Below are 20,213 nucleotides of genomic sequence, written 5' to 3' on the forward strand. Positions count from 1 at the left end.
ATGGACATGGCCGGGCCATTCTGCCGCCAGAAAGGAGCTAAACCCCAGAATTGGTACCATATTACGGAAACACTTTCCTGAAAACGCGCCACCCCAACCTTAGCAAGGCCTCGCCGGCAGGGCAGCATACGCGTGACGCCGTGGGTTCCCGCACAGGCAGGTTCCGCACTATCGGAATTCGGCAGATTTCCGTTGCGAAATCAGTGCAATGGCAGGGTTTTAACGGAGCCGATTCGACCTCAAAAGATACCAAACCTAAAGGCTTTATTCCCTAAAGTTTCGTCCGGCATCACCAACAGCGGCGGGACATGAGCAGCGCGGCATCATTGCTTCAGGGGCAAGGCTCTCACAATGCGACCGCGCGCGTCGCCCGCCTGCCGCTGGATGTATTGACGCGCCGGGCCGGCCAGCGCCGCCAGATGCTGGCCGTGCAAGGCGTCAGCTATTTGCTCATCACCTCGGTCCTGCTGGTCTACTGCTACGCCGGCACCGTCCCGATCATCATTCCATCGACCTATTTCCTTTCCGGCATCGGATTGGTGTCGGTCTTTGTCGTGTTGTCGGAAGCCCATTTCAACGACCGGTTCGAGGACCACTATCTCACGATCTTCCAGGTCGCCGGCCACGTCGCGCTCCAGCTCTGTTTTCTGCTGGCCGCGCCACAGATCGGATTTGCCTTCCTGAGCGTCGTATTCCTGATCTTTGGATTCGGCGCGCTGCGAATGACGTCGTGGCAAGCGATCATCACCTGGACCCTCACCATCGTAGGCCTGGCGCCGATCTTCCTGTTTACCAGCACCCCGATCGGCCTGCCGATTACCACCCAGACCGAACGCGTCGCTGCCATGCTTTCCTTTGTCCTCACGATCGGACAATGCGCATTCGTGGGGCTGTATGGCTCTACCATGCGCAAGATGCTCTACGACCGCAGCTTCGAACTGAAGGCAGCGTACAAGCGGATCGAGGAGCTTGCCGAACTCGACGAACTGACCGGGTCGTCCAACCGACGCAGCATCATGCGGATGCTGGAGGAGGAGATTGCCCGCGCGAGCCGCAGCGGATCGCCCTGCTCGATCGCGCTGATCGACCTCGACTGGTTCAAGCGCATCAACGACGCCTACGGTCACCCGACCGGCGACGAGGTGCTGCGGACATTCTCGATCACCATGTTTGCCAACATCCGCAGCATCGACCGGTTCGGCCGATATGGCGGCGAGGAATTCCTGCTGGTGCTGCCCGACATGGACGTCGACCAAGCCATGCACGCGCTCGACCGGTTGCGCGCCATTATTGCCGATCTCGACTGGAGCGCGTTCTCGCCCGGCATGAAGGTGACGATGTCGGCAGGTGTTGCAACGCTGAACCCGAACGAGACATCAGACACATTTCTCGCGCGCGCCGACAGCGCGCTCTATGCAGCCAAGGCGCAGGGACGTAACCGGATTACCAGCGCCTGATCCGACATATTTCAGCTCCGGCGGCGAAGAAACCCGCCGCTTTTGCTCCAGGACAGAGTCATGATTTCGAAGACCGCCACCGCTCCTTCTCCCGGAAACCTGCTTGACGAGTTGCAGTCCACGCTTGCGCACGGAACGGTCGCTCGCCGGGTAGAGACGCTGCGCCGGGTGACCGATCTCTTCATCAACGGCGCGGTGGATTATTCGGACGAGCAGGTCGGGCTGTTCGACGACGTCTTCCAGTGCCTGATCGACCACATCGAAACCTCGGCCAAGATGCTGCTGGCCAACCGTCTTGCCCCGGTCGACACTGCCCCGCCGCTCACCATCCGCGCGCTGGCATTCGACGACGTCATCGAGGTGGCGGGTCCTGTGCTGTCGCAATCGATGCGGCTCGACGACAAGACCCTGATCGAGAATGCGCGCAGCAAGAGCCAGGCGCATTTGATGGCGATCTCGACCCGCAAGACGCTGAGCGGCGCGGTCACCGACGTGCTGGTCCAGCGCGGCAATGATCAGGTGATCCAGTCGACCGTCAACAATCCCGGCGCGGAATTCACCGAGCGCGGCTTTACCCGCCTCGTCAGCCGCGCCGAAGGCGACGACGATCTCACCGCCTGCATCGGCATGCGTCCGTCCGTGCCGCGGCATCTCTACCTGAAACTGCTCGCCAAGGCCTCCGACACGGTGCGACAACGGCTGGAGGCCGCCAATCCCCAGCAGGCGGCCGAGGTGCCGAACGTGGTCAAGGAGGCAACGCGGCGCGCGCGCTCGGCGACCTCTGATATCACCAAGGACACTGAGATTGCGCACGCGCTGGTGAAGTCGCTGTACGAGGACGGCCGGCTCGACGAATCCGAACTGGCATCGTTTGCCGATGCCGGGAAATTCGACGAGGCCAACGCCTCGATTGCGGCGCTCGCCAATGTGCCGGTCGCAATCGCCGAGAACATGATGATCGAAAGCCGGGCCGAAGGCGTGATGATTTTGGCGAAGGTCGCCGGGCTGTCATGGTCGACGGTCCGGACCATCATCAGGATGCGCGACGAACTGTCCGGCGCGGAGCCGACGGATCTTGCCGCCTGCAGAGACACCTATGAACGGTTGCGGCCTTCGACGGCGCAGCAGGTACTGCGCTTCCATCGCATGCAGCAGAATACACCTGGCGTGTTGACGCCTAGTATCTGAGCAGCTTCGCTCCGGCGAGCGCGCCGATCGCCGCCACCAGTGCGGTCGCGATCGTGTACCAGGTCGCGACGAACAGCGGTGAATCATCCGTGCAATGCGAGGCATAGAGCGTTGCCGCCAATCCCGCCGACAACAGTCCGGCGATGGCGCCCGCCAATGCAGGCCGCGACGGGGCACCGTGACGCAATCCGAGCAGCGCGCCGGCCAGAATCGGCAACGACATCAGCGGGATCGCCGTCAGACAGACCCACGAATTCTTGCCGACCAGCCGCGTCATCATCGGCAACCGTTGCGGCATCATCATTTCGCCGCCGATCCCGGCGGTCAAAATTCCCACCGGTGCCAGCAGCAGCCAACCAAATCCGCGCAGCGAGGCTTCGGGCCGCGACAGATGCAGGCTGACGGCAATAGCCGAGATCGCCAGCGCCAGCGTCACCGCGAATTTCAGGTCGAAGAACGGATTGCGCATCGCAACCATCACGTCGGGCCTGAGGCCGAGTTCGGTGAAGAACATCAACAGCGAAACCGGCGCCGCGGCCAAGAGCGCCAGCATGAGCGCGAATCCGACCGGGCGCCCGCGGTGCGCGTTGTCGGCCGCCAACGTTCGAATGAGCTGATCGGTATCCATGCTCAATTTTCCCGCAACTTCGCCGTCAAGCTGGTCAGCCCCCGGTGCAGCGCCACCCGCACCGCGCCCTCGCTCATCGAAAATTTCGCGGCCGTATCCTTGATCGAGGCGCTGTCGACCGCGATCGACTGCAGCACCTCGCGCTGCCGCGCCGGCAGCGTCTGGAGCTGGGCGGCGACCTCGCTTGGCGAAGCCGTTTCGGCCGGCGCTTCGCCCGGCAGCGTCTCGGCGAAATCGTCAATATCGACGAAAATGCGCCGGCCGCGGCGGCGCAGCGCATCGATCAGCTTGTTGCGGGCGATCGCGAACAGCCATGGGGCAAATGGGGCGGTGACATCCCAGGTATGCCGTTTCAGATGGACCGCCAGCAAAATGTCCTGCACGATGTCCTCGGATTGATCGACCGGTTGCCCTGCCCGCGCCAGACCACGGCGCGCCGCGGCCCGGAGCACGGGCGTGACGGTCTTGAGCAGGCGATGATACGCCGCGCTGTCGCCTGCAATGGCCGACCGCATCAGGCCGGTCCATTCGTCATCCCGTTCGCGCACCCGCGCTCCTACCCTGCAATTCGGTCGATCTTTCAATTTGTTACGTCAGGATGACTCGATCACGAACTCGTGATCGAAGGTCCCATCGGCAGCTTGGGCTGGCCCCCTATCCGGGGGAATCGGGGGACAGCCGGCTGCGCGATGGCAGGCTCATAACATCGATTGCGCGGCCTCGCATCCGGCGTAGCTCGCTAAATCCGCGTCGGCAAAATGCCCGCCGGCACGTCGGCTGACTGACATTGCCCAGCTTTTGCCCGGTGTTGCCCGAAGATTCCCATTTTCCGCCGCGCTGTGGACACCTGGGGGGTCTCATTTCGCCGCCGGGCGGCGGCCAATGGGGAGATTCCACATGACGATCCGAGCCAGCGCGGGGTCGGCCTTCATTCTTGCGGCAGGGCTTTTGTTGGGTTTCGCAGGACCATCGCCGGCGACGGCGGCCGGCGCCGATGACGCCGCGGTGTCGAAACCGGACAGCGCAACGTCCGAAAAGTCCGCCAAACAGGGTTCGCGTTCCCTGAAGAAGCGCTCCGCCCATCGCAAATCTACGCGTGCGGCATCGAAACCCGTCGATGACAAAGAGCCTGAGGAAAAGCAGGTCGCCGATGCGAGTGGCGGCACTCCGCCAGGAATGCCCGAATGGCTCGCCAACGCCAACGCGCAAATGACGGCAGCCGATGCGCCGGCCGACAGCGCCAAGGGGATGTCGGCGGCGATGTCCGAGAAGGCCAATACCGTCCTGCAATCGGCGGCGGACAAGCCGGCTGACGCCGAGGCGCCGGCCGATGCTACCGTGGTTGCCTCAGACGAACTCAACGATGTCGATCGGGCGCTGCAGGAAACGCCCTCGGCGCAAACGTCTGCTACGCAAACCGTTGTAATGGCCTCCACTTCCAGACCGGCGTCCGAGACCGTCGCGCAGGCCAACAACGACAGTTCCACGCTGGATAAGACCTCGCTGATCGGAAAGATCTTCATCGCCTTCGGCGCGCTGCTGACGGTGGCGTCCGCCGCGCGCATGTTCATGGCGTAGCTATCGGAATACCGGACGCGGCATCCCCGCATCCGGGATCCTTTCCAGCCCACTTGAAGCCCACCCCGGCAGCGGGCACATTGCCCTCGAAACGGACTACCCGGGGTGGATCATGGCAACGTTCGAAAACATCATTGTCGAGAGCAAGGGCGCGGTCGGCATCATTACGCTGAACCGGCCGAAAATGCTCAACGCGCTGTCGTTCGGCGTGTTTCGTGAAATCGCCGCCGCGGTCGATGACCTCGAGGCCGACGACAAGATCGGCTGCATCCTGCTCACCGGCAGCGAAAAGGCGTTCGCCGCCGGTGCCGACATCAAGGAGATGCAGCCGAAAAGCTTCATCGACATGTTCTCCAGCGATTTCACCGCCATCGGCGGCGACCGCGTCGCCACCTGCCGGAAACCGACGATTGCGGCCGTCAGCGGCTATGCGCTCGGCGGCGGCTGCGAGCTTGCCATGATGTGCGACATCATCATCGCTTCCGATACCGCCAAATTCGGCCAGCCCGAAATCACGCTCGGCACCATCCCCGGTATCGGCGGCACCCAGCGGCTGACGCGCGCGATCGGCAAGTCCAAGGCGATGGACCTCTGCCTCACCGGACGCATGATGGATGCGGCCGAGGCGGAGCGTTCCGGTCTCGTCAGCCGCGTCGTTCCAGCCGACAAATTGATGGAAGAAGCGCTCTCGGCCGCAGAAAAGATCGCCTCGATGTCGCGGCCCGCGGCCGCGATGGCCAAGGAAGCCATCAACCGCGCGTTCGAGACGCCGCTGTCGGAGGGCATGAATGTCGAGCGCAACCTGTTCCACTCGACCTTCGCGCTGGAAGATCGCGCCGAAGGCATGGCGGCGTTCATCGAGAAGCGCAAGCCGGTGAACAAGAACAGGTAGGCCGTCATTGCGAGCGAAGCGGGGACGCCAGCCAGCCCATGATGATCATTCCCCGCGCATGCTCACGAGCAGCAAAAGCGACGCAGCAATCCGTTGCCACTTCGCATGCGGAAGGATGGACTGCTTCGCTGCGCCGCAACGACGTGGACATAAGCGGCGCAGACACCGTGTCATCCTCCGTGTAGGCGGAGGTCCAGTACGCCGCGGCACCGCCCAAAATTCGGAAAACAACCCCATGCAAAGTAGCGCGAGGGGCCCGGGGGTGACCTTCGCATCTTGCGAAACGTTTGACACGTCGGGCAAATCAGGGGCAACAGTGGATTGCGGGATTACGTGCACTCAATTAACTATTCTTGTGCACCGTAATTCCGCAGCCCGTGGCGCACGCGGGTGCAGGAATTTCCTTGCGAGGCTGAAGCCAAGCGACGTGGCAAGCAGGACCGGCGGAAAATCGATCGATTGAGACGCGAGAACGCCCTGGAGCTTCTCGTGTGTCGTCGAGGAAATGTACCCGATCGGCAGGCTGACTGCGACGCACCAGGCCCAGTGCCTGCTCACAAATCCGATCACGGTGCCGAGCGCGATCCAGAGAATCCCCCACGGCAGCAAATAGGCGGCCCACAAGATAATAATGGGCAGACCTGCTGATCCAAACCCGGACAGCGCGATCGTCACGGCAATGAGCCCTGCAATCAGGCTGGGCCAGGACCATTCGGTCGAGAACCGCAGCAGCGTCGGTAGCGGAGAGATATCTGTCCGCACACGCTCATCCAACGACCCCGTCGACGGCAAGATGAGGCACTTCGATGCGACATGGGCAACGAGGACGATCAGGCATCCGAAGAAGACGCCGAAGGCAATAAAGGCGATCCCATGAAACAGACTCATGATCGCCGTGCCCTGGAGTGCCGCAATGAAGGTGGTTGCGAGCGCCGGCAGGATCTCGCTTTTCATCAACTGCGGAAATGTGAGATAGAACGCCCCAAATCCTGTGCACAAAATCGAAATGAACAGCGTGACGAATGTCACCCGTATGATGGCAAAGGACCCGGCGGCCATCTTTCGCGACAGGCTGGGGTACGACTTAGTCGGCCAGATCCAATATCCGAAGGCTGCGGACAGCAGCAACGGGAAATAGATCGGGGTCCAGGGAATGACCTGCGGAATGAGCTGGTCGAAATCGATGCCCCCTATGACCTTCGGTTCTGTCGCGTAGCCCAGGATCGTGCTCTTGAGGAAGTAGGCGAAAAACAGCGCGAACAGCAGCGATGCGATTTTTTCGGCCCTGATGATCATCGCGGCGATATCTCCCGGAATCGCGGCATGTCGGAGCTAGACTGCATTGGACGCGCGTTTGTTTCTAGAAGGATCCGGATTTGCGCCTGGCTCGTAAGCTCCTTGGAGAGCTCGGCCATTCGGTTTCGGGCCTTTTCGTTCGCGCCGTCCCGATTGGCGATCCGATACATCGCGTAGATCTGCTTGACGTCGCGTTGTCCGAAACCGTTGTCCAGGAACGTGGCGTATGGCATGGCGCATATCGGGCTGGCGGTGCGATCGACACACTGTTTCAAAATCCCGACGCCCTTCGCGAGGTCGCCTTGACCGGAGCGGGCGGCAAACTCGGTGTAGTACATCGAAAGCGTTAGCATTGCCGTTGGTTCGTTCAGTTCGGCGGCGCGCTCCAGCCACTTGAGGGCATCGGACGGATCGTCGGAGATTCCCTGCGCATAAGCCTGCATGCGGCGGACGCCGAGATGTGTCAGCGCCTCGCGATGGCCGCGCGCGGCAGCCTTTGCCATCAACCGGTCGGCCTCAAGATCGTCCTTTGCGATGCCCCGGCCCGTGGCGTAGAGCACCGCGAGAAAGAAGGCGGCCTTCGCATCGTCCCGATCGGCAGCAGCCCTGAAATACTTTGCCGCGCGTGCGGGATCGATGCTGCCCATCCAGCCGGAGAGATATCCCTGGCCAGCGACGCGGGCGGCATCGACGTCGCCTTTGGCCGCTGCGCCCAGGATCAGCTTCTGGCCTTTTTCGATATCGTGCTGGATACCGGGCACACCGATGATGTGCAGCACGGCGAGCACCGCCATCGACTTGACGTCGCCTTTGCCCGCGGCCTGCTCCACACTGAGAACGCCGCTGCGGAGCGTTGCGCCGTCCGGCTGCGCCATCAGCGCCAGCCCGCGGACCAGCAGCACGTGCGGATCGTCCGATCCGGCCGCTCCGAGCAATTCCAGCGCCTTTGGCGAGTTCTTGCTCCGGTAGGCGCGCCAGGCCTCCGTCAGCAGGGATTTTTGCGGCTCTGGGTCGCCTGCAAAATATTGCTCGTCGAATCCGAGGTCGCCAAGCTGCGGCATCATGCTGCTGTCACGGCGAGCGAGCCTGGCAATGTCGTTCGGCGTCTTGATGTCCTGCTCCGTTAGCTTCGGCGACGTGACCGCAGTTCGTGCCGCCTGGCCAATGACCGTGAACGACTGCAAGCCATGAATGAATAACAGAACGACGGCGCCAATGACGGCGAATTCGCAGAAGCCGCGGAACGTGGCGTTGACCGCATAGAGGTCGAGAAAGAGGCGGAAGGCGCTCTTCCGTTCCCCCTGCAGGATGTGGGACTGGCCGGCCATCGTCAGCCGGCGGTCGCGCGTTGCAGGCGCGTTGCAAATTGGTCGCGGTGACCGTCGGCGGCCTCGACCCGGACGCACTCATCATCCTGCATCAGCCGGATTTCGACAGCGCCGGCGGCGCGTGCGTCGATCAGGCCGTCGGTGATCTGCCGTTCGATGGCCCGCGTCATGTCGCGGACGCCGCCCTGCATGCGGCCGGAGAGAGCGTTGATGGCCCGCATCAGGATTTGCGGATCGATGCCGCCGCCGGCGATCTTGAGGTTGAATTGCAGCGCGATGGCTTCGATCTCCAGCGCAACCACCCGCGCGATATCCAATCCCTTCAGCGGCCGGAACGCGAAGACGTCGTCGATCCGCGACAGCACTTCGGGCGAGAACTGGGCATCCGCCAGCGCGGCCTTCGCCAGCCGACCCAGCTCTTCCGCGGTTTCATTGCTCTGCTCGGCGATCTCGCCGATCCGGCGCGAGGCGGCGTTGGTGGTGAGGATGAAGATCGCTTCATTGGTCGCGACGCGCGCTCCGTCGCTGACCTCAGTGATGAAGCCGTCGTTCCACGCGGTCAGGAAGCGCTTGTGCACTTCCGAATGCGCCTTTTCGAACTCGTCCAGCAGCACGATCGCGTTCGGCACGTCGCGCAGCGCCGCAGTCAGCGAACCGTAGCTGTTGGAGCCGACATAGCCCCGCGCCTGGCCGAACAGGCTGGCGGCCGCGTGCGGCTGGCCGAACTGGCTCATGTCGAAGAAGTGCAGATGGCTGCGCCCGCCATAGAGCTCCTCGGCCAGGATCTTGGCGAAATGCGTCTTGCCGACTCCGGGCGCGCCGGCAAGGCAGAAGACGGCGACCGGCTTGTCAAGCCGTCTTGCCGCGATGCGCCGCCGCAATTGCTGGGCGATCGCCCTGATCGCCTCGTCCTGGCCGACCACGCGGGAGCTGATGCGATCAGCGAGATCCGCGGCGTCGATCGTGATCAGGCTTTGATTTCGTTTTTCGTAACCTTCCTGCAGACTGGTCTTGTTGGAAAGCCGATCCAGAATATCCATGACGAACCTCGGCAGATATGAACCGCGATAGAGAAAGATGGCTATGGCCGCGCCGGCCGCGCCGATCACAAGGGTGATGGCGAGCGCGGGCGACGCGTGGTCGATGGTGATGAGGGCGAGGAGTTGGAGCAGCCGGCCGAGCCAGGGGGACATCCCCATCATGGCACCACCTCGATCCGTTCGCCGGGCCGCAGGATGCGCATCGGCATCGTGCCGCTGCTGGTCGCAAATGCCACCGTGATGCCGCCGCCCTGCCCGTCGCGCAGCGCGGTGACGCCGATCGGACCGCTGTCGGCGAGCGCCACCGCGACCGGCGTCCAGCTCTTGGCCAGCACGATCTGCTGCGTCAGCCCCGAGGCCTCGACCGCCACGGTGTCGCCATCCGGATCCATGCTGTCGGTAAAGACAATCCAGCCAAGCCGCTGCCGCCGTTCGATCACCGCCTGCGCGATCTCGGCACGCTGCGCCGGGGCCACCCTCATGGCGGCAACCGCCGAGGCGACCGCCGCGCGATCGTCGGATGATACAAGGGTGACCACATTCCCCGAGAGCTCCTCCGGGCGGGAAGGAATTTTCGCGGTCGTCTGCGTATCGGTGTCGACGGCGGCATAAACCCCGCCCCCGACCAACGCGAGCAGCAGCAGCAAGACGGGTGCGAGCCGCGTTGATTGTTGGGCCGGGAGCGGCAGCGACAACGGAAGTTCGAGCTGCGGCTCGTCGTTTGTCGATGACATAAAGCTCCCCCGAGGATTGCCCGGACAGGTTGCATGCGGATTCCCAGCGCAATGTTAACGCGGGGCAGGCCGTTACGTCTCAGCGCGGAGCAAAGTTAAACCTCCATTACTGAACTCTGTCGAATTGAAGAGCTTTCAGGGGGCCCGCTGCGCTTTGCCCCTCCACGCCGCACCCGTGCTATTTCGTCCGCACCAGCGCCGCATTGACCAGCGCGCGATAGGCGCGCTCGGCAAACGTCGTGGGGCGATCGAGACCCAATCGCGCCAGGCATTCGCGGGCGGCAGCGTCCGGCGGCTGCGTCATCCCTTGCCACAGCAACCCAGGCAGAATCAGCGGCATCCGCTGCGCTTCCCGCAGCAACTGCAGCGCCGGTATCAACCGCTGCTCGATCTCGGTAAAATCGCTACCGAACGGAAACGATGGCAGCAGTCCGTCCTCGCGCGCAGGCTTTAAGGCATCCGCGATCCGCTCCGGAAAATTCTCGCGATGCGCGCGCGGAATTTCGAACTCCTGCGGCAGCTTGCCGGCATCCTTGGCGATCTTCACCAGTTCGTCCTGGAAACGGGAATCCGTGACCGCGAGCATTGCCGCGATGGTCTCGGCGTCCGATTTGCCCCTGACATCGGCAACGCCGTATTCGGTGACGAACACGTCGCGCAGATGCCGCGGGATGGTCTCGTGAGCGTAGTTCCAGCGGATGTTGGAGTGCGTCCTGCTGCCCGCCTGCCGCGTCGCTTCCAGCGTGAGGACCGAGCGTGCGCCTTGAAGCGCGAACGCCTGCGCGACGAAATTGTACTGACCGCCGACGCCGCTGACGACCTGGCCATTGTCGAGACCATCGGAGACCGCCGCCCCCATCAACGTCGCCATCATCGCGTTGTTGACGAAGCGGGCATCGATGCGCGCTCGGCGCTTGGCATCCTCGTCGCCATAGAGCTCGTTGGTGGACGATACCGGCATCATCTGGATGCGCGCGAGCTGGTCGGCCGGCATCTCGCGCAACGCGCGATAGAACGATTTCGGCCCGAGGAAAAATGCGCCGTGCAGCACGACGCCGTCGACCTCGCGCTTGAGAATATCGGCCTCGATCAGGCTGAGAAACGCCTCGATCAGCATTTCGCTGACCCCATACAGCCCCTTAGCGAACGGTGCGCTCTCCACCGGCTCCACGCCGGGCGCGAGCCGCTTCATGATGGCGCGGAACTGCGCACTGTCCCGATGACGGACGATCAGCCCCTGCGCCAGCGCATCGCCGACTTGCCCGATACCGATCTGCAGCGTGCCGCCATCAGGTACGAGACTCGCGGCGTGAAGCCCGATCGCGTATTTGGTGTCGCTGACCGGCTCGGCCGGCGGGGCGAACAGCGGGAAATCCGTCGCGGGGCTGTCGAGCACGGCGGAAAATTCCTCCCCCGGCAGATCGCCCGCACCCGGCATGAACGGCAGTTCCGAATTGACTTGCGCGAACACTTTGAACGAAGCGCGCCCCTCGGCGCGGGCGCGCAGCAGATCAAGCGCTGTGTCGGTGTTGCAGCTCAGGCTGTAACGCGTCCCGCCGTCGACGACGCACTTGGCCACCAATGGCGTGACGACATTGAGCCCGCGTGCCAGCAAATACGATGCAGCATGGGTATAGTTCGCGGAGATGTAATGCTGCTGCGCGAACGGCACGTGCAGCCATTTACCGGCCAGGAAGAAAAACTCGATCACCTTGACATTGGGCGGCAGTTCTCCGGCATGCAGTGCATTTGCATAAGCGAGGTCCGGATAACCACCAAACAGGCGATCGATCACCGGGTTGATGAAACGCTGTTCGAGCAGGCTCGAGGGCCGCGGCTTTTCCAGCGTCAGTGCGGAAAATAACGTCAGCTTGATCGAATGGTCGGCCAGTGCGCGTGCATACAGAGCGTTGACGACGTGGTTGGCCTTGCCAAGCCCGAGCGGCAATCCAACCACGAGATTGGTTCCGACGTCGCGGATGATATCCTCCGCGATCGCTTCGGGATCGGAAAACAGTTTTGGCATCACATGCGAACCTGCGGCGTAGCTGGCAGGCAGCCGTCCTGGAATCGGACGCCAGCCACGAGAGCTATAGCCTATCTTCACCAAGATTCATCTGTGACGAACCGGCAACAGCCAAGCACGGACTTTCACCGAATTAATGTACTGATGTCGCGCGGCAGTTTGCCTGTGGCCAGGGTGCCCCCTAAACAGGTAGACGAACCGAGGATGTCGGCGGGGGCGGACGGACAGTGCATGATCCGGAATGACGGGTAACCGGCATTCCGGATCATGCTCAAACAAGAAGATAGAACGGGATGACTCGATGCAGAGTTATCACGTTCTCGTGTTGACTACGGAATCAAATGACCAGGCGCGCCGCTAGGGTTGGCTACGTTGAAAGACGGTTGCTTCGATCGGGCATTTGCCTTGCTGTGGCTTGCTTCGCGCTTGCCGCGCCAGCCGCGCATGGTGAAAGCCTCCCCGCGGCGCTGGCCAAGGCCTACCAGACCAATCCCGCGCTCAATGCCGAACGCGCCCGCCAGCGCGCCACCGACGAGAACGTGCCGCAAGCGCTTTCGGGTTATCGGCCGCAGATCGTCGCTACTCTTTCCGCCGGCTTTCAGGCGGTGCGCAACCTCTTGCCCGACAACACCGTCCAGTCGGCGAACCTGAAGCCCTGGACCATCGGCGTGACCGTGTCCCAGACATTGTTCAACGGCTTCAGGACCGCCAACAGCGTGCGCGTGGCGGAATTGCAGGTGCAGGCAGGCCGCGAGGCGCTGCGCAATGTCGGTCAGGGCGTGCTGCTGGATGCGGTCACGGTCTACACAAACGTTCTCGCCAACCAATCGCTGGTCGAAGCCCAGCGCGCCAACGTCGCGTTTCTGCAGGAAACGCTCGGCATCACCCAGAAGCGTCTGAATGCCGGCGACGTCACGCCCACCGACGCTGCGCAGGCCGAGGCGCGTCTGAGCCGGGGTCGCGCCGATTTGAATGCCGCTGAGGTCAATCTGGCCGTCAGCCAAGCGACTTATCTTCAGGTCATCGGCAACGCGCCGAACCAGCTCCGCCCTGCTGACGCCGTCGACCGCCTGCTGCCGCGCAGCCGCGATGACGCCACCGGGCAGGCCTTCCGCGGGCATCCCGCCGTAATGGCGGCAAGCTTCGATTTCGACGTCGCCACGACTTCCATCCGCGTCGCCGAAGGCAGCCTGATGCCGACGATCACGCTGCAAGGCAGCGCCAGCCGCAGCAAGGACTCGGACCCCACGCTTGGCACCCTCGGGACCGATCAGGCCTCGGTGACCGGCCAGCTCACGCAGCCGATCTATGATGGCGGCATGGCCGCCTCACAGACCCGACAAGCCAAGGAAATCGCAGCGCAAAGCCGGCAGGTGCTGGACCAGGTCCGCAATCAGGCCCGCACCGCCGCGGTCGGCGCCTGGGTCGCCAATGAAGGTGCCAAGATTGCGGTCACGGCATCCGAATCTGAAGTGCGCGCCGCCACCGTCGCGCTGCAGGGCGTGCAGCGAGAGGCGGCGGGCGGCCAGCGCACCACGGTCGACGTGCTGAACGCGCAGCAGGACCTGATCCTGGCAAAGGCACGATTGATCGGCGCGCAGCGCGATCGCGTCATCGCCTCCTATACGCTGCTGAGCGCAATCGGCCGGCTCGACGTCAAGAATCTCGGCCTCAACACACCGGACTATCTCCCGGAAGTGCACTACCATCAGGTGCGCGACGCCTGGCATGGCCTGCGGACGCCGTCCGGCCAGTAGGTTGTATTTTGTCGCGGTGTTAACCGGACGCTGATCATGTCCGGTATTTTCAGTCGCCAGCAACTCGCCTTGCCGTAAAACCCGGGTCCGTCCCGCCCCCCTTTTGATGATCGATTTGCGAGGCCCTGTGGTTTCAAACATCCTGCGCTGGTCGGCCAACGGCCTGCTGGTCCTGTTCCTGTCGGTAATCCTTCTGATCACCTCATTTCGCATGGCGGCGTCGATACGCGAAACCAGCACCCGCGCGCAACTGGCGCCAAGGACCGGCCATCTGGTGCCGACGCGTTCGGGTGGCGTGTTCGTGCAGGAGAAGGGGCCGGCGAATGGCATTCCCGTGGTCCTGTTTCACGGCACGGCGGCGTGGAGCGAGCTATGGCGGCATACCACCGACGTGCTGGCGGCGGCCGGCTTTCATGTGATCGCGCTTGACCTGCCGCCGTTTGGATTCTCGGACCGTCCCGGCAGTTACACGCGGCAGGACCAGGCTTCCCGGATCAACGACGTGCTCGATACGCTGGAGGCCCCGCCCGCCATCATCGTCGGTCATTCGTTCGGCGCCGGTGCGGCGACCGAACTCGTGATGCGATATCCGGATCGGGCGCGGGCACTCGTGCTGGTCGACGCGGCGCTCGGATTGACGGCAGCGCCATCGGCGGCGCCCTGGGTGATCCAACCGCAATGGATCCGCGAAATCCTGGTGTCGCTGACCATCACCAATCCGATCGCGACGAAAATGCTGCTCCAATCGATGATCGCGAAGAAGGAACGCGCGCTGCCGGAATATGTCGCGATCCTGCAGCGGCCGCTGGCGCAGCGCGACAGCACGAGCGATATCGCCGACTGGCTGTACTATTTCCTCGGCGCCGATCCCAACGCCGCAAGCGCGGACCGCAATGCCTATGCGAAGCTGGAAGTCCCCGTCGCGATTCTGTGGGGCGACAAGGATACCATTACCCCGGTCGAGCAAGCCCACGATCTGCGAACGCTGCTGCCATCAGATACGGACCTGACATTGCTGCCGGGGCTCGGTCACATTCCGCAAATCGAGGACCCCGGCCTGTTCAATGACGCCCTGCTCAAGACGATTGGAAAACTCTAGACTCGACCGAGATTCGAACCGGCCGGAGACATCATGGACATCATTAGATTGTGCGCCTGGGGCTACGCCGCCCTGCTCGGCTTCGTGATCCTCACCGGCTACATCCCGGCCTTCATCGATGCCAATGACATGATCTTCGGCCTGTTTCGCCGCACCTGGTATGCCGACGGGTTGCATCTGGTGTCGGCGCTATGGGCCGCAATTGCGGCGATGACCTCGCGTCGCGCCTCGGAATTGTTCTTTCAATTATTCGGCGTGTTCTATTTCGCCGACGGCGTGCTCGGCCTGCTCACCGGCAGCGGCTATCTCGACTTCGGCATCCTGATCAACGGTGTTCTCAACCTGCCGCTCTCGACGCGGTTTTTCGCCAACGCGCCACATCTCGGCCTCGGCGGCGTGGCCATCCTGATCGGCTATCTGCTCGCGCCGCGGACGCGGACCGCCGTTCATGCTTAAGTGGCTGCGGCGCATCCTGGCAGTCGTCGCGATCCTGATTGCGCTGACGGTGCTTTTGCCACTGGCCTATGTCGAGGGCATTTGCCGGCCTGCGACGAGTACAGCGACCTCGACTGCGCCGGCCGTCACCCTGCCCGCGATCGATGAGCCGGGCTACCGGCGCAAGCTGAACAACACGTTCTTCACGTTCCCCGAATGGTACATCGTCTACTCCTTCGAGGATTTCGGTCGCTTCCTCGACCGCTCCAGCGAAAGCCATTTCAACTATCTCGGCCACATCTTCGGTTTCTGGCGTAGCTTCTGCACCATCAATCGCGCCGTGCCCGCAACGGCAGAATCGCTGGCCGAAGTGAAGACGATGATTTACGTGATCGGCATCAGCTATTCCGTCGAATATGCCGTCAAGGGATTCTACGAGAATACGATCGGCCGCGTGTTCGAATGGATCAGAGGCGAGAAGCGCACCCCGCAGGATGAATTCGGCCGCGCCGTGCTGCAGGACTATGCCGCGTTCCTCTACACCGTCCCCTGGTACAAATATCCGTTCCGCGAGAAGCTCGACGGCCTGATGGCAATCTCGGCGCCGACGCCGAGCAGCTTGCGCAGCCGGGAGCGCGACTTCGCGCTCGGCGCGGAATACTTCGTCAAGATCGGTTACGCCGCGCTGATCCAGAAGGCGCTGGACGCCAGCAACGACAACGAGCCGCGCGACATCATGTTTGCCGTCGCGACGCTGCCGCCGGAGGTATTGGCAGAAGAACCGCGCATCAAGCCGATCCGCGCGCTCAACGCACAATGGCAGCTCGTGCAGACGCCGCGCTACAAGGCGTTCACCGACATCCTGCAGCGGCTGCTGGATCAGGGTTATGGGGTTGCGGAGATCGCGGGCAATCACGACATTCTTGTCACCGCGATTGCGCCCGATGCCGCCAAGCTCGATATCAAGGGTACGACGGAGCTGTTTTCACTGGAGCTCGATGCGAAGCCCGGCTTCCGCCGGGCGGGCCTGAAGGCAAGGATCGACCGTCTCGCCGATATCAACCGCGAGCTCAAGGCCAGGGGTGCAAACATTGAGCACTTCTATGACTACTGACGGACGCCAGCGCGGCGATGGGCGTTGGGGCGGGATTGCCGGCGCGATCGCCCTCGTCGTGTGCGGCTGGCTTGCCGTTGTCACCGCGTTGACCTTCGGCTCACCCCCCGGCAAGTCAATGGCGGTCATCGGCCCGCCGTCCCAGGCACTGGCCGCGATCGCCAAGGCCAACGGCCGCATTCTTGCGTCGAACAACTTCGTCACCATCGCGCGTTCCGACGACGCCGATTTCGTCGGCCGTCTCTACGCGGCCGGCGCGCTGTTGGTGCTCGACGCCGAACAGGCGGGCGGCTGCAGCGGCCTGCCGCCGAAGCGGCTCACCGCGCAGCTTTGAGGACCAGGGTTCCAGCCATCCTCCCCGCCCAGCTCGCAGGCTTAATTCTTCTGTACCTGCAGCCTGTCTCCCAGCTTTAGTATCCATTTCGGCTGAAATCCCTGTATAATGAGGGTGGGCCGACCTTCCGGCCGATGGGCTGAGACCATGATCAAGACACCAATGAACCGACTGGTCGTGCCCCTGATAGGGCTTGTTGTGGCCACTGGCATTGCAACGCTGGTCGCCATTCAGTACATCCGGCGCGAGCCGATTGCTGACAGGACCGCAAGCGTCGCGCCAAAGCCGGTTACTGACGAGCGCGTTAAGGGGCCTGCACTCGCAAGCGTGCAGGCGGAGGCAAACGCGGTGGCGGCCGCGCTGGCCGGATCGACGGCCGCGCCCGAGAGCGGCGATGGCGGACCGGCGTTCGACGTCGCCCGCATCGAGCCGACCGGCGAAGCCGTGATCGCGGGACGCGCGGCGCCGGGCGTCACCGTGGAACTGCTGCGCAATGGCGAACTGCATGATCGCGTGGTCGCGGATCAATCCGGACAATTCGCGATGATCCCGCGCCCGCTACCGCCAGGCACCTACGATCTGACGTTGCGCGTCAAACAGCCGGACGGCAGGGAGATCATGTCCAAGCAGAGCGTGACGGTGGCGCTTGAGCCGAACCTGAAGGAACGGCCGGTCGTGGCCCTGATAACGCCAAACAAGCCTACCGTCGTGATGTCACAGCCGGCCCAGGCGAAGCCGGAAACCGCTGCAGTGGTTGTGGAGGCGGTCGAGATCGAGGCCGGCGGCAAATTCCATGTGAGCGGCCGCGCGCGCGCCGGCGCTCCGGTGAGGCTCTATCTCAACGACAGCTTTATTGCGTCGGTAACGGCGGCGGCGGACGGACGTTTTGCCGTCACGATCAATGAAGGAATCGGACCCGGGAGTTATCGCGTAAGGCTGGACGAGGTGGACTCGAAGTCCGGCGTGGTGCGTGGACGCGCCGAGGTGCCGTTCAACGCGCCCGACCCGGTGGTTACTGCGTCGGTACCGCCGCAGACCTCACCGTCCAAGCGGCCAGACTCCGTCGCCCCGCCGCAGTCTCAGGTGGCGGATGCTGCAGCCGCCACCCTGCCGGCCGTAACGAACTCCTCCACCGTGGTGGTGCCGAAGATCGCGACCACCACGGTATCGCGCGGCGACAGCCTGTGGCGCATCAGCCAGGCCACCCTCGGCGCGGGCACGCGTTACGCCACGATTTACAAGGCCAACCGAGAGCAAATCCGCAATCCCAACCTGATCTATCCCGGCCAGATCTTTGTCATTCCCAACCCGGAAGCCAATCCTTAAGGAGTGTTCAAACGGACTTTCAAGCTCCTGCCGTTCTAAAAAAATGGCCTTCGAAAAACAACGAACGCGTCAAAGACACTGTCTGGTCGATCCCGTACTCGGTCCTTGATGGCACCTTGGACGAATGCATCACCAAGTTTCTGGAGCAACCGCTCAGCCAACGCCATCTCTACGAGATTCATACCGCCCCACAGGGCGATTTGATCCCCAAGATAATTTCCGCCGAACTCGTCGTTGAACTTGCGAGGCTGCGCGATTTCTTGTGATGTCCATGATTACCATCTCGCCTTGTTGAGTGATGCACGATGCTCGGGATGGCAGACAGGCATTACGACGCGTACTTCTGGTAAAACGTATTGGTGAACAACTCGCCCGGATCATACTTCCGTTTCGCTGCGAAGAAATCGTTGATCTGTGGGTATGAGCGCTGCAACTGGTCCTTCGAATAGTAGAGCTGGTAAGGCAGGAAGAACCGGCCCTTGTGCGCGATGGTGAGGTCGATCAGTTCTTCCGTCGCCTTTTTCATCCGCCGGCTGCCCTCTTCGTCCGTGGTCTGGTTGATGTAGAGCACCAGCGAGAACGCCGGCTCCGGCGAATAGGTCAGGAAGTTGTTTTCCTGATGCACGACGCGCACCGATGCGTTCAGCAGATTGGTCTTGTTGTCGGTCAGCACCTTGCGCATGCCGTCGACAAACGAAACAAACTGGCTGCGCGGGATGAAATATTCGTGCAGGATGTCCGTATCGTCAGGCAGCGAGTTGCGCAAATAGGGCACGGAATCGTGCATGGGGTCGTTGCGGTTGACGAGGCAAGCATCCGCCGATCCGATCGCCTGCGCGCGCGTCGCCGTACAGTTTTCCATGCGGTGCTCGATGTGCTTCTCGGACAGCCACTTTATTTCCTGAAACAGCGGGCCTTGCTTGGACAGGTTGATGGTCAGCCGCCGCAGCTTGGTGCCGCTGACCTCGCCGAGCGGCTGGCGCTTGAAATCGGTGCCGTCGATTTTGGTGTAGGTATAGAGCAGCAGTTCCTTCAGGAACGTGCTCGGCGCAGTCGAGAGATGGCCGTACATCAGGCCTATATCGGCGTCCTTCTCGATCTCGCCGGCGAACAGCGCCGGAAATTCCTTGTAGTCCATCATGCGACGGCCGGTCTGGTAGACGAGGTTGTCGGCAATATCGAGCTCGGCCTCGACGATCACGCCGAACAGGCCGTAGCCGCCGACCACGAGGTTGAACAGATCCGCATTCTCGGTCGACGAGACCGTGCGCAGCGAACCGTCCGCCAGCATCACCTTCATCGACTTGATCGATTTCGCGAGCGCGCCGGCCTGATGGTCCATGCCGTGGGCATTGACCGAGATCGAGCCGCCGACGGTGAAGATGTCGGTCGACTGCATGGCGCGCACCGCAAAGCGCGGATGCAAGACGTTCTGGATGTCGTGCCAGGTCGCGCCCGGCTGCACCGTGATCGATCGCGAACTCTCGTTGAGCACGATCTTGTTGAAACCGCGCATGTCGAGCACAATGCCGCCCTTGCGGAAGGCGTGCCCGCCCATGCTGTGGCGGACGCCGGCGGTGGTGACGGAGAGCCTGTTGTCGCGTGCAAAGGTCAGCGTCCTGGCGATGTCCTCGACGCTGCGCACCTCGACCACGCCGTAGATTTCGGTCTTGTTGAGACAGCTCGCATCATTGATGCTGCCGCCAAGCTGCGACCATTTCACGTCCTTGAGCGGCGCTATCGCCTTGATCCGCTCCAGATCGATTTTCGCCTGCTCGCCGCCGCCGCCGACCGCCGGGCCGCAATCCTTTTCCCCGGCAGGATCGGCCGCCAGCGCCTGAAGCTTGCGGTAGCTGTAAACGCCGAGCAGCACGACGACCACGGAGACGCCGGTTTTGAATTTTTGCGAAAATTTCTTCATGAATTGATTCCAGGGGATTGCGAGATATTCCGGGCGGGCGGATCTTTAGTCAAATCTGGG

The 20,213-nt window shown here is 62.8% G+C and carries 18 protein-coding genes; 10 read left to right on the forward strand and 8 right to left on the reverse strand.

Features of this window, described 5'->3' with window-relative positions:
* Nucleotides 1-308 precede the first annotated feature (308 nt).
* Together LMTR3_RS06255 and LMTR3_RS06260 are read left to right on the forward strand one after the other, a co-directional pair.
* On the forward strand, nucleotides 309-1,457 hold the full coding sequence (locus LMTR3_RS06255; RefSeq protein ID WP_065744220.1) for a GGDEF domain-containing protein: 1,149 nt from the start codon (nucleotides 309-311) through the stop codon (nucleotides 1,455-1,457).
* A 60-nt stretch (nucleotides 1,458-1,517) separates the two neighbouring features.
* Nucleotides 1,518-2,645, forward strand: coding sequence for a DUF2336 domain-containing protein (locus LMTR3_RS06260; RefSeq protein ID WP_065744221.1), 1,128 nt, complete (start codon nucleotides 1,518-1,520; stop codon nucleotides 2,643-2,645).
* On the opposite strand, the gene LMTR3_RS06265 is transcribed toward LMTR3_RS06260, so the two are convergent.
* Nucleotides 2,635-3,273 carry an NrsF family protein gene (locus LMTR3_RS06265; RefSeq protein WP_065744222.1) on the reverse strand — a complete coding sequence of 213 codons (639 nt, stop codon included), beginning with the start codon at nucleotides 3,271-3,273 and terminating at the stop codon, nucleotides 2,635-2,637. The two genes, LMTR3_RS06260 and LMTR3_RS06265, sit on opposite strands and share 11 nt — an antisense overlap.
* 2 nt (nucleotides 3,274-3,275) lie before the next feature.
* On the reverse strand, nucleotides 3,276-3,821 hold the full coding sequence (locus LMTR3_RS06270; RefSeq protein ID WP_065744223.1) for a sigma-70 family RNA polymerase sigma factor: 546 nt from the start codon (nucleotides 3,819-3,821) through the stop codon (nucleotides 3,276-3,278).
* A 349-nt stretch (nucleotides 3,822-4,170) separates the two neighbouring features.
* Between LMTR3_RS06270 and LMTR3_RS06275 the strand changes: the two genes are divergently transcribed.
* Complete coding sequence (locus LMTR3_RS06275) at nucleotides 4,171-4,851, forward strand: hypothetical protein (RefSeq protein ID WP_065744224.1); 681 nt, start codon at nucleotides 4,171-4,173, stop codon at nucleotides 4,849-4,851.
* A 112-nt stretch (nucleotides 4,852-4,963) separates the two neighbouring features.
* Nucleotides 4,964-5,743, forward strand: a complete 780-nt coding sequence (locus LMTR3_RS06280) for an enoyl-CoA hydratase (RefSeq protein WP_065744225.1) — start codon at nucleotides 4,964-4,966, stop codon at nucleotides 5,741-5,743.
* Between the two features lie 339 nt (nucleotides 5,744-6,082).
* Here LMTR3_RS06280 and LMTR3_RS06285 read toward each other — a convergent pair whose 3' ends face one another.
* From LMTR3_RS06285 to LMTR3_RS06305, 5 genes are all read right to left on the reverse strand, one after another.
* On the reverse strand, nucleotides 6,083-7,039 hold the full coding sequence (locus tag LMTR3_RS06285) for a hypothetical protein (RefSeq protein ID WP_065744226.1): 957 nt from the start codon (nucleotides 7,037-7,039) through the stop codon (nucleotides 6,083-6,085).
* Nucleotides 7,036-8,367, reverse strand: a complete 1,332-nt coding sequence (locus LMTR3_RS06290) for a tetratricopeptide repeat protein (protein ID WP_065744227.1) — start codon at nucleotides 8,365-8,367, stop codon at nucleotides 7,036-7,038. The genes LMTR3_RS06285 and LMTR3_RS06290 overlap by 4 nt, the downstream gene beginning before the upstream one ends.
* A 2-nt stretch (nucleotides 8,368-8,369) precedes the next feature.
* Nucleotides 8,370-9,569, reverse strand: coding sequence for an AAA family ATPase (locus tag LMTR3_RS06295; RefSeq protein ID WP_065744228.1), 1,200 nt, complete (start codon nucleotides 9,567-9,569; stop codon nucleotides 8,370-8,372).
* Nucleotides 9,566-10,141, reverse strand: a complete 576-nt coding sequence (locus LMTR3_RS06300; RefSeq protein ID WP_065744229.1) for a hypothetical protein — start codon at nucleotides 10,139-10,141, stop codon at nucleotides 9,566-9,568. The genes LMTR3_RS06295 and LMTR3_RS06300 overlap by 4 nt, the downstream gene beginning before the upstream one ends.
* 178 nt (nucleotides 10,142-10,319) lie before the next feature.
* Complete coding sequence (locus LMTR3_RS06305) at nucleotides 10,320-12,167, reverse strand: acetyl-CoA hydrolase/transferase C-terminal domain-containing protein (RefSeq protein WP_065744230.1); 1,848 nt, start codon at nucleotides 12,165-12,167, stop codon at nucleotides 10,320-10,322.
* Between the two features lie 341 nt (nucleotides 12,168-12,508).
* Between LMTR3_RS06305 and LMTR3_RS06310 the strand changes: the two genes are divergently transcribed.
* The 6 genes from LMTR3_RS06310 to LMTR3_RS06335 all read left to right on the forward strand — a co-directional run bounded on the left by LMTR3_RS06310 (nucleotide 12,509) and on the right by LMTR3_RS06335 (nucleotide 18,232).
* Nucleotides 12,509-13,924 carry a TolC family outer membrane protein gene (locus tag LMTR3_RS06310; RefSeq protein ID WP_065744231.1) on the forward strand — a complete coding sequence of 472 codons (1,416 nt, stop codon included), beginning with the start codon at nucleotides 12,509-12,511 and terminating at the stop codon, nucleotides 13,922-13,924.
* A gap of 127 nt (nucleotides 13,925-14,051) precedes the next feature.
* On the forward strand, nucleotides 14,052-15,023 hold the full coding sequence (locus LMTR3_RS06315) for an alpha/beta fold hydrolase (protein ID WP_176721826.1): 972 nt from the start codon (nucleotides 14,052-14,054) through the stop codon (nucleotides 15,021-15,023).
* 33 nt (nucleotides 15,024-15,056) lie between these two features.
* Nucleotides 15,057-15,479: a hypothetical protein gene (locus tag LMTR3_RS06320; RefSeq protein WP_065744232.1), complete on the forward strand. Its 423-nt coding sequence runs from the start codon at nucleotides 15,057-15,059 to the stop codon at nucleotides 15,477-15,479.
* On the forward strand, nucleotides 15,472-16,572 hold the full coding sequence (locus LMTR3_RS06325; protein ID WP_065744233.1) for a hypothetical protein: 1,101 nt from the start codon (nucleotides 15,472-15,474) through the stop codon (nucleotides 16,570-16,572). Before LMTR3_RS06320 ends, LMTR3_RS06325 begins: the two co-directional genes overlap by 8 nt.
* Nucleotides 16,562-16,906 carry a hypothetical protein gene (locus tag LMTR3_RS06330; protein WP_084029448.1) on the forward strand — a complete coding sequence of 115 codons (345 nt, stop codon included), beginning with the start codon at nucleotides 16,562-16,564 and terminating at the stop codon, nucleotides 16,904-16,906. The genes LMTR3_RS06325 and LMTR3_RS06330 overlap by 11 nt, the downstream gene beginning before the upstream one ends.
* Nucleotides 16,907-17,053: 147 nt before the next feature.
* Nucleotides 17,054-18,232 carry a LysM peptidoglycan-binding domain-containing protein gene (locus tag LMTR3_RS06335; protein ID WP_065744234.1) on the forward strand — a complete coding sequence of 393 codons (1,179 nt, stop codon included), beginning with the start codon at nucleotides 17,054-17,056 and terminating at the stop codon, nucleotides 18,230-18,232.
* A 328-nt stretch (nucleotides 18,233-18,560) separates the two neighbouring features.
* On the opposite strand, the gene LMTR3_RS06345 is transcribed toward LMTR3_RS06335, so the two are convergent.
* The gene (locus LMTR3_RS06345; protein ID WP_065744235.1) at nucleotides 18,561-20,153 is read right to left on the reverse strand and encodes an FAD-binding oxidoreductase; all 1,593 of its coding nucleotides are present in this window, start codon (nucleotides 20,151-20,153) and stop codon (nucleotides 18,561-18,563) included.
* Between the last annotated feature and the right edge of the window lie 60 nt (nucleotides 20,154-20,213).

The organism is Bradyrhizobium sp. LMTR 3 (genome assembly GCF_001693485.1).
GTDB lineage: Bacteria > Pseudomonadota > Alphaproteobacteria > Rhizobiales > Xanthobacteraceae > Bradyrhizobium.